The organism is Arcobacter caeni (assembly GCF_003063245.1).
Taxonomy (GTDB): Bacteria; Campylobacterota; Campylobacteria; order Campylobacterales; family Arcobacteraceae; genus Aliarcobacter; species Aliarcobacter caeni.
This window is the reverse complement of sequence record NZ_MUXE01000018.1, coordinates 24,585-34,522: the sequence shown is the minus strand read 5'-3', so window position 1 is coordinate 34,522 and position 9,938 is coordinate 24,585. Positions and strand designations below refer to the sequence as shown.

At 23.8% G+C, this 9,938-nt stretch carries 9 protein-coding genes; 4 read left to right on the top strand and 5 right to left on the bottom strand.

Translation table 11 applies throughout. The annotated features are described in order from the left end of the window. Window positions 1-182: 182 nt before the first annotated feature. The 4 genes from B0174_RS10600 to B0174_RS10585 all read right to left on the bottom strand — a co-directional run bounded on the left by B0174_RS10600 (window position 183) and on the right by B0174_RS10585 (window position 6,263). Window positions 183-818, bottom strand: a complete 636-nt coding sequence (locus B0174_RS10600) for a response regulator transcription factor (RefSeq protein WP_108560624.1) — start codon at window positions 816-818, stop codon at window positions 183-185. 15 nt (window positions 819-833) lie between these two features. Next, a complete protein-coding gene (locus B0174_RS10595; protein ID WP_133174797.1) occupies window positions 834-2,375 on the bottom strand; it encodes a sensor histidine kinase in 1,542 nt (513 codons plus the stop codon). 96 nt (window positions 2,376-2,471) lie between these two features. Then, window positions 2,472-5,006, bottom strand: coding sequence for a sensor histidine kinase (locus B0174_RS10590; protein WP_108560618.1), 2,535 nt, complete (start codon window positions 5,004-5,006; stop codon window positions 2,472-2,474). 57 nt (window positions 5,007-5,063) lie between these two features. Then, window positions 5,064-6,263, bottom strand: coding sequence for an aspartate aminotransferase family protein (locus tag B0174_RS10585; protein ID WP_108560615.1), 1,200 nt, complete (start codon window positions 6,261-6,263; stop codon window positions 5,064-5,066). Window positions 6,264-6,395: 132 nt separating this feature from the next. Between B0174_RS10585 and B0174_RS10580 the strand changes: the two genes are divergently transcribed. From B0174_RS10580 to B0174_RS10570, 3 genes are read left to right on the top strand one after another with little or no spacing between them, the layout of a single operon-like run. Then, the gene (locus tag B0174_RS10580) at window positions 6,396-7,280 is read left to right on the top strand and encodes an aspartate carbamoyltransferase catalytic subunit (RefSeq protein WP_108560612.1); all 885 of its coding nucleotides are present in this window, start codon (window positions 6,396-6,398) and stop codon (window positions 7,278-7,280) included. Further along, window positions 7,277-8,248 carry an aminodeoxychorismate synthase component I gene (locus tag B0174_RS10575; RefSeq protein WP_108560609.1) on the top strand — a complete coding sequence of 324 codons (972 nt, stop codon included), beginning with the start codon at window positions 7,277-7,279 and terminating at the stop codon, window positions 8,246-8,248. The genes B0174_RS10580 and B0174_RS10575 overlap by 4 nt, the downstream gene beginning before the upstream one ends. A gap of 12 nt (window positions 8,249-8,260) precedes the next feature. Further along, a complete protein-coding gene (locus tag B0174_RS10570) occupies window positions 8,261-8,833 on the top strand; it encodes an aminotransferase class IV family protein (protein ID WP_108560606.1) in 573 nt (190 codons plus the stop codon). Here the strand turns inward: B0174_RS10570 and B0174_RS10565 are convergent. Then, window positions 8,815-9,453 (bottom strand): transglutaminase-like cysteine peptidase, encoded by a 639-nt coding sequence (locus tag B0174_RS10565; protein WP_108560602.1) that lies wholly within the window; start codon window positions 9,451-9,453, stop codon window positions 8,815-8,817. The two genes, B0174_RS10570 and B0174_RS10565, sit on opposite strands and share 19 nt — an antisense overlap. 40 nt (window positions 9,454-9,493) lie before the next feature. Here B0174_RS10565 and B0174_RS10560 point away from each other — a divergent pair, with 40 nt between their 5' ends. Next, window positions 9,494-9,928, top strand: coding sequence for a hypothetical protein (locus B0174_RS10560; RefSeq protein WP_108560599.1), 435 nt, complete (start codon window positions 9,494-9,496; stop codon window positions 9,926-9,928). Window positions 9,929-9,938 lie beyond the last annotated feature (10 nt).

Here is a 9,938-nt window from a genome sequence, read left to right as displayed (position 1 = left end):
ATTTTATTATAATAGAGTTAGAAGTCATAGTTATTTAGGAAATTTATCACCTGTTAAATTTGAAGAAAAACAAGAAAAAGAAAAAGTGTTACAATCTGAAATGGTGGCTTAGGGATTAGCAAAAAAGGGTATGTTTTTTAGTTACCTCTCCAGTCAATGATGTGTCATAAAGTGAGAATTTATTATTTTATATAATAACCCTCATCTAAACTATTTAAAATTAAATCTTTAGGTAGTTTTTTTCTTAATCTTTTTAATAAACTTCGTATAGCATCTGAAGATTTAGCTTCTCCTTTATAAACATAATTTTCGATATTTTCATAAGAAATAGTCTTGCTTCTATTTTGTAATAATAAAATTAAAAGATTTTTTTCACTTTTTGTTAATTCCACTTTTTGGGAATCTATATAAAGTTCATTTGTAATGGAATTAAAATAAATATTTCTATTTAAAAAAATATTATTATCTTTTTTATCAAATTTTTCTATTTTTAAAATCAACTCTTCCACATCAAAAGGTTTTTTCAAATAATCATCACATCCTAAAATATAGGCTTCTTTGATTGTTTCTATATTTATATTTGCACTAATCATAATCACTTTTGTTTTAGTATTCAAAACTTTTATAGATTTTAAAATCTCTAAACCACTTAATGAGGGAGTATTTATATCCAATATATATAAATCATAGTTATCAAAAATATTTGTATAAGCAACTTCTCCATCATAAAAACTGATAACCTCATGATGATTTATCTCCATCATCTCTTTTATAGTTTCATTTAAACTATAATCATCTTCAAGTAAAAATATTTTCATAATTATATTTTAAAATTATTTTGTGTCATTGGTGTGGCAAATAAAAATATATGAAAAAATATTTTGATTATTTTCATATTTAACATCGATTTTTATTTTATATTTTTTACAAATATCTTTTATAATCGCAAGTCCTAATCCATGACCTCTAGCATTTTCATTCTCTCTTACATATCTTTTAAAGATGTTTTTTGTATTTCTTATTGGATTTCCAAAAGAGTGAAATTCTAAAATATTATTTGATAAAACAATTTTTATATTACTTCCAACTTTACTATATTTTATTGCATTTGATAAATTATTGTCTATTAATCTGTGTAATTCTATTTTACTAATATTAAAAAAAATATTCTTATTTATAATCAATTCTAATTGTCTATTTTGAGTTGTTGCAATTACATTAAAATATTTTATTCTATTTTTTAAAATATCTTCTAAATTTAAATTTTCAATAACATAATCGATTTTATTTTTGGTATGAAGAAATGTCATATCTTCATAGGAATTTTCAAGTGTTTTTAAAGCCCCTTCTATTTTTTTTGAGTATTTATCTTCACCTGAAGTTTTATTTCTAAGTTGAACATTTAGATTTATAATTGATAAAGGAGTTTTAATTTCATGAACAGAATGTTCGATAAATTTATCTTTATATTTTAAAAGATTCTCTTCATATCGAACTTTGTAGATGATAAATATTGTAATTATTCCAATAACACTGATTAATAATATTGCTAAATTTAATTTAAAAATATTATTATTGAATTCATCTTCATCAAAAACTATACTGAAAATAACTTTTGCTTCATCAAAAATAGGACTTTTTTCTGCTAAATAAGATACTTTATATTCAATATTATCTTTTTTAAAATAGTTCGTAATATATTCATCTTCATTTATATTAGAAGATAATTCTTTTCCTTTATTTATTCGTGCAGTTATATCATCTAAAGTTGGTTTATAAGATTTTAAAGATTTAAAAATAAAATCGCCAACATAACCATCATTAAAAACAACATAAGCATTTGAACTTTTAATATCTTGATTTGAGTTTAGTAAATCTTGAAGTTTTTTTAAATCCTCTTCCAACTCATTATAAGTGTAACTAACTTGTAAAATTCTTTTATCAGTTTTCGCTAAAAAAGAGTCTGTATAACTAAAGAATTTAAGTGAATACATTTCAAATACAGGTGGAGAAATTCCTATAATATTAGCTTTTTTATGTTGTTCAAATAAATCTTTTGCAAAAGATAAATCAAAATTAATATCTGGTTTATAGGTAGTATTTTTAATAACTAAGTTTTCATCTGTAATGTAGATATTAAAAGAGTTGTTTTTTTCATCTTTATTTATTATTTTGCTTATTTCATCAAGAGAATCATTATAAGAATTTTTCCCCAAGTAGTCTAATACTTCTTTATGTTTTCTAAGTAAAACTTCTTTTTGATTAGAATATTTGTATAAAACTTTAGTTAATAGAATATTAGTCTCTTTTTGAATTTTATAAAAAGTAATTTCTTGATTTTTTGTATGGTTATCATATAAGTTTTTTAATAACAATTTATAGCTTATAAAATTAAGTAATAAAAATAAAAAAATAATAAAAAATAGAATTGTTGATGATTTTGGAATTAATTTTTTCAATAAAAGACCTTATTATAAACTAAACAAAATATCATGGCTCAAAGGTTTTTGATAAACTTTTGAAGCCTTTTTTTCTAAACTTTCATTAATATAATCTTCATAAAAAAGAATAAGATTATTTGTCGATAACTTTTCTACCTCTTGTTTATCTTCATTTTTTAATTTTGATATATCAATAATAATTTTTGGATTTTTAGTTTCTTTTTCAACTAAAAGTAGTTGTTCAACTTTTGATAGTTGGATTACTTGATATTTTTTGTTTAATTCAATTATTAGATAAAAAAATGATATTGGGTCATTATTTAAAATATAAATAGATTCTTTTTCTATTTTTTCGATTGGAATATTAAACTCAATATTTTCGTCAATTTCTGTAATTTCTTTATTGTTTTCTTCAAATTCTTCTTGAAGATTTTCTTTCTTTATTTTTGTAGATAAATATATATTTTTAGGAATAAGTACTTCAAATGTTGAACCAATATCTAGTGTACTAGAAACATTTATTTCTCCATTTAATAAAGATACGAGTTCTTTACAAATTGTAAGACCAAGTCCTGTTCCTCCATATTTTCTAGTTGTACTTCCATCAACTTGTTTAAATCTATCAAAAATATATTCTACTTTATCTTGTGGAATTCCTATTCCTTCATCTTTAATTGTGATTTTTATATTATCTTTTTCATTTGTGATTAAAAAATATATTTTACCTTTTGAAGTGAATTTTAAAGCATTACTTAAAAGGTTTTTAATTATTTGGTTTATTTTGGCTTGATCACTATAAATATAATCTAAATCTTCATCTATTTCAAAAATCAATTCGAGATTTTTTGCTTTTGTTTGGGCATAAAACATTTCATAAATAGAATTCATAAAATATTTTAGTTGGATTTTAGAGTTATGAATAATATTTTGTTTTGCATCAAGTTTTGATAAATCAAGAACATCATTTATTAAACATAATAAATCTTTCCCACATTTATGAACTATTTCAAGATTTTTGATTTGTTTTTCATCAAGGTTTCCTGATTTATTTTTTATCATTACATCACTAATTATATTGATAGAATTAAGTGGAGTTTTTAATTCATGACTCATGTTTGCAAGAAAATCATCTTTGGATTTATTGGCTTCTTCTGCAAAAATCTTAGCATCGTATAACTTTTTTGTTTTTTTCTTTAATACATTAATCATTGTAACAAAGTTTAAACTTAGCTGATGAATTTCAGAAATATTTGTATTTAATATTTCTACCTTTTTATTTTCTTCTGATATTTGTGAAGTTTGGTTTGATAAATCAATAATTGGTTTTGTAATAGAATCAGAGAAAATATTTATTTTTTTTAGTAAAAAATAAAAAAAAGCAATATAAAAAAGAAGTAGAAAAACAATAGCTAGATAACCAATTATATTTGACAATTTTTTTAAAGATTCAATAGATGCAAATATATTATTTTTATCAATCAAAATCATTAATTTCCAATGCGTTTCATCTATATCTTGTTGTATAGTTAAATACTCTTTGTCTTGTATTTTTAATGTTGCCACTAAAGTTTCATTATTAATCAAATCTCTAAAATGAGAAGCAAAAGGGCTTTTATTTGTGAGAATATTAAACTCTTCAGGTTTTGATATTGTTTTTAAAATTGAATCTGTATAAAGATGTTCTTTTAACTCTTTTAAACCAAGTAAAGACTCAATCTTTTCAGGCATTGCTATAATCATTCCATCTTTATCAATCATAAATAAGTTTGCATCATAGGGTAATTTTCTAGCTAAAATATTTTTTATAAAACTATCTATTGTTATATCAAGTCCCGTAACTCCCTCTAAAAAATCTTTATTATAAATAGGAACAACACAAGATACCATCCAACCATTTCCAGCAGGATCTAAATAAGCACTTGTCCAAGCAGGTTTTTTTTCTGGATTATGTTCTAAATCAGCTAAATAATAGAAGTTATAATCTTGCATTTTAATACTAGAACCGTATTGCTCATAAACTTTATCAATAAAAGGATAAAGCCTATTCATATTGTCCCAGCTATTAAAATATGCAGCATTTATGTTTGGATTTACATCTACAATACCTTTTAATGATATATCCATAGCTTCTGTATAAATTGCTTTTTGTTTTTCAATTTCAGTAATTTTTGTAGAGGATGAATAGTAAACACTAGAACCAATCTGATTTGTTTTATAAAATGATCCATTTTTTGCTACATCAAATTTTGGTTCACCATTTGGAAGCCCAAATTGTTTAGGATTTTCAACAATATGATGATGAATAGATTGTAAAATTAAAGCCATTCTTGAAATTTCTGCTAATTTGTCACTTATGATTGTGGCTTCATTTTCAAGAATAGCTTGAGTATGAGATTGCGCTTCTTTTAATAAAAGAGTAATATTTTTTGATGACATATATGAATTTATAGAAAAATATAAAATAATTAAGGCAACTTCAACTACAAGAATCGGAATTAAGGAAAACTTCACAAAATGATTTGAAAGTATTTTTCCAAGATTTTTCTTCTTCGTAGTTTTTATCATTTGTATTCCAGAAATAAGGTATTTAGATTTGATGAGGTTAAACTACAAAAATGTAGTTTAACTATTTTTAATTTTATTTAATGCACTTTCTAATCTTTTAAAACCTTCATCCATTTCATTTTTTGAAATACTAAGTGCTGGAAGTAATCTTAAAGTATTTTTCCCTGCTTTTAAAACTAAAAGACCTTCTTCAAAAGCAGTTTTAATTATTAGCGCTAAAGTATCAGCATCTTTAACTCTTAGTCCACGCATCAGTCCAAGACCTACATTATTTGTGAATAATTCTTTATTGTTTTCATAAATTTCATTTAACTTTTTATTAAAATAAATAATAGTTTCATCTAAAGCTCCACTATCTTTTAGTTCTTCTAAAATATCTAAAACTTCTAATGCAGCAGTTGTTACTAAATAATTTCCACCAAAAGTAGAACCATGATCACCTGGATTAAAAATATCTTTGTGTGTAGTCATAATAGCACCTATTGGAACTCCACCACCTAAACCTTTTGCAAGAGTTACAATATCTGGTTGGATTTCATAAAGATTTGATGCTAAAAATTCACCCGTTCTATAAACACCTGTTTGAACTTCATCAATTATTAATAAAATCTTATTTTCTTTTAAAAATTTTGCTAATTCTTGAATTTCTTTTTTATCAAATGGCTGAACACCACCTTCTCCTTGAACAAGTTCAATCATAACAGCAGCTGTTTCATCATCAATAGCATTATAAATATCATTTATATAGTTATAGTATGAAAACCCCTCAGGATATGGAGCAAAATTTGGTGTATGCATTGAGCTTTGACCCGTTGCTTTTACCGTTGTTATTGTTCTGCCATGAAAAGAGTGAGTTAGAGTTATCACTTTATATCTTTTCTTTTCAAAATTTGTTTCCCCATATTTTCTAGCAATCTTAATAGCACATTCATTTGCTTCAGCACCACTATTTGAGAAAAATGTTCTAATGTCATAACCACTTAATTCTTTTAATTTTTTTGCTAATTTTGCTTGAGGTTCAATAGCATATAAATTTGAAATATGTGTGATATTTAAGATTTGTTCATAGATTTTATCTGCAACTCTTTTATTTCCATGTCCAACACTACAAACGGCGATTCCAGATGTGAAATCTATATAATCTTTATCGTTATCATCAAAAAGTGTAGCATTTATACCTTTTTTGAAATTTACATAATTTCTTGCATAAGTATGAAGTACATACTCTTTATCTAACTGTTCTAATTGTTCATTCATTTATTTATTTTCCTAAAAAAATTTAGATGTAATTTTAAGTGAAAATTATATCTAAAATAGTTTATAAATATAAAAAGTTTTATTTTTTAAACAGCTTTTTGCTAAAATCCAAACTAAAATAAAAGGAAAAAAATGCAGCACTTGATTAGAACTTCTGATTTTTCAAAAGAAGAAATATTAGACATCTTTGCAGATGCAAGAGAATTTTTAAAATCTAAACCAAATGAGATTTTAAAAGGTAAAATAATTGTTACATTGTTTTTTGAAAACTCTACAAGAACAAGAAGTTCTTTTGAAATTGCAGCTAAAAGATTGGGTGCTGAGGTTGTATCACTTGATGTTGGAACATCATCAGCTTCAAAAGGTGAAACAATATACGATACTGTTGCAAATATAAATGCAATGAAACCTGATGCTATTGTTGTAAGACATAGTGAATGTGGTTTACCTGAAAGTCTAAAAGGTTTTGTTGGATGTCCAATTATAAATGCAGGGGATGGCAGACATTCTCATCCAACTCAAGCATTACTTGATTTATTTACTATTTCTGAACATTATAATGGTGAAACTGAGGGTAAAAAAATAGCAATTGTTGGAGATGTAAGAAATTCAAGAGTTGCTGGTTCAAACAGAAGATTACTTCCAAGATTTGGAATTGAAGTAAATCTTGTTGCACCTGATTGTTTTAAATATGAAAGTGATGATTTTAAACAATACAATAATATTAGAGAAATAATTGATGAACTTGATATTATCATGAGTTTACGAAGTCAACTTGAAAGACATAATTTAACTTATTTTGAATCTTTAAATGAATATGCAAAAGATTATTGTATTACAAATGAGTTAGTAGGAGACAGAGATATTATTCTTTTACATCCAGGTCCTGTAAATAGAAATATTGATATAAGTGATGAAATGTTAAAAGACCCAAGAACAAAAGTATTAACACAAGTTACAAACGGTGTTGCAATAAGAGCTGCTATTTTAAAAAAATTAATTCTAAATAAAATTTGAGTAAAGAGTTAATAAAAGAAAAATTAAATAAATTTGGCTCTTCAAAAGAGCCATTTTTATTTGTTTTATCTTATGATTTAAGTAAATTTTATATCCAAAAACTTTCAAATCTTCCTTCAACAATTAAATTTGAATTAAATTTTAAAGAACATCAAAAAATAAAAACTGTTCAAAAAAATAAATTAGAAAAATTTCCTCTTTCTTTTGAAGAATATAAAAAGAAATTTGATACTTTACAAGATGAAATAAAAGAAGGAAATAGCTATCTTTTAAATCTAACAGCAAAAACTAAAATAAAAACACTAATTTCTTTAGATGATATTTATGAAAATACACAAGTAAAATTTAAATTAAGATTTCAAAATCAAGATGAAGATTTTGTATGTTTTTCCCCAGAACGATTTGTAGAAATTAAAAAGAATAAAATTTTTACATATCCAATGAAAGGAACTATTGATGCTTCAATTGTAAATGCACAAGCTAGAATTTTAGGCGATATAAAAGAAATGGCAGAACACACAATGGTAGTTGATTTATTAAGAAATGACTTAGGAATCGTTGGTTCAAAAGTTAGAGTTGAAAAGTTCAGATATGTGGAAAAGATAAATGCAGGGAATAAAAAGCTTTTTCAAGTTAGCTCAAAAATATCTGCAAATCTACAAAATAATTGGCATGAAAATATTGGTGATATTTTAACTTCTCTTCTTCCTGCTGGTTCAATTACAGGAACACCAAAAAAGAAAACAATTGAGATTTTAAATAAAGTTGAAGAGTATGATAGAGGTTTTTATACGGGAATTTTTGGAGTTTTTGATGGAGTTAATTTAGATTCATCTGTGATGATTAGATTTATAGAAAAAGATAAAAATGCTGAGTTATTTTATAAAAGTGGTGGTGGAATTACTTGTGATTCAAATGTAGAATTAGAATATCAAGAGTTACTTGATAAAATATATTTACCGTTTTAAAAGGTTTTATTAATGAAAGAAAATATTTATTTTGAGACAATAAAATGTGAAGATTATGAGATTTTTAATTTAGAATATCATAATAAAAGAGTCGTAAATACAATAGGTTTAAATATAAACTTACAAGAATATATTTATGCTTTAAGTGAAGAATTACTTCGATGTAAAGTTATTTATAATGATTATGAAATCATAAATGTAGAATATTTTCCTTACAAAAAAAGAGAAATCAACTCTTTCAAACTAATATTTGAGGATGAGATTTCATACTCAAAAAAGTATTTAGATAGAGAAAATCTGGATAATTTATTCATGCAAAGAAATGATTGTGATGAAATTATTATTATAAAAAATGGTATTGTAACAGATACAAGCATTGCTAATATTGCGATATTTTACGAAAATACTTGGATAACTTCAAAAAACTGTTTATTAAATGGAACCACAAAAGCCAGACTTTTAGAAGAGAAATTTTTAATAGAAAAAGATATAAGTATTGAAATGTTGAAAAAAGCTTCTAAAATTGCTTTAATGAATGCAATGATTGGATTTGATATTAAAGAAAATTACTCATTTAGATTGTAAACTCTATTCAATAATTTTTCCCATTTATTTTCTTTTCCCCAGTTTATATTTACTTTTTGTGTGAATCTTTCATTTGTAAATTTATAAGAATCAATTTCATTAAAAGCAAATTTTGGAATTAATTTCATTCTTTTTGTAAGTGGAATAACAACAGAGCTAAGATTATCTAAAACTAAGGGAGTTGATTCTTTATTTTCTAAATATAATAAAATCATGTGTGAATCTTTTTGCCCTTTTATATCTACAACAGCAAAATATAACTTTTCTTTTGGAATACCAACTTCTAAAAGTGTAAAATATTTGGTGATTACATAATCTTCGCAATCTCCATGTCCTTGAAGTAAAAACTCTTTTGGTGTAGCCCAATAATCAAGTGAAGCTTGGGTCGATATATCATAAGCTGGAAGTATTTTATTTACAAAAGAGTTTATATGAGATAATTTTTTAATAAGTTCATAATCTTTTACTTGTATTTTTAAATTCTTATATTTGTCTAATCGGTTTTCAATAAAAGATTTTTTATCTGAATTATTAATATATTTAATATCTTTTTGGTTTAATTTAAATTCATAAGCAAGAGAATAATTGATAAGAAAAATAAGGAAAATAAGTTGTTTCATGAGCTATAATAACATTAAATTTTTGAAATAGGTATTAATTATGATTAAAGATATTATAGAAAATAATGAGTATAAAAGTTTAGTTGAAAAACAAATAAAAGAGAATATACTTTTTTTATTAGAAAAAAAAGAAGAATTTTCAATCACTGCTAATATTTTACCTATTAGTTTTACTCCTGAATTACCAAAAGTTATAAAAGATCAAATGAATAAATTTTCTTTATTTGTTTTAAGTAATTATACTTACTCAACTGTACAGATTGATAATAATTATATTAGTTTTGAAGCAGGTTTTGGAAATGAAAATTTTGGAAGTGTCGTAAAAATACCACTTTATGCTATTTTTCAAATAATTATTGATGAATCAATTTTGTATATAAATTCAGTTGCAACAGTAGAAAAATTTAATAGTGATTTAAAGAAGAATTCATTTAATATTTTTAAAAATAATCCAAATAATAAAAAATTTGATTGAGCCAGCTTTA

Bases quoted from the DNA above. Each gene is read 5' to 3' on its own strand.
- B0174_RS10600 (WP_108560624.1), bottom strand. From the start codon at position 818: ATGAAAATATTTTTACTTGAAGATGATTATAGTTTAAATGAAACTATA.
- B0174_RS10590 (WP_108560618.1), bottom strand. From the start codon at position 5,006: ATGATAAAAACTACGAAGAAGAAAAATCTTGGAAAAATACTTTCAAAT.
- B0174_RS10585 (WP_108560615.1), bottom strand. From the start codon at position 6,263: ATGAATGAACAATTAGAACAGTTAGATAAAGAGTATGTACTTCATACT.
- B0174_RS10580 (WP_108560612.1), top strand. From the start codon at position 6,396: ATGCAGCACTTGATTAGAACTTCTGATTTTTCAAAAGAAGAAATATTA.
- B0174_RS10570 (WP_108560606.1), top strand. From the start codon at position 8,261: ATGAAAGAAAATATTTATTTTGAGACAATAAAATGTGAAGATTATGAG.
- B0174_RS10565 (WP_108560602.1), bottom strand. From the start codon at position 9,453: ATGAAACAACTTATTTTCCTTATTTTTCTTATCAATTATTCTCTTGCT.
- B0174_RS10560 (WP_108560599.1), top strand. From the start codon at position 9,494: ATGATTAAAGATATTATAGAAAATAATGAGTATAAAAGTTTAGTTGAA.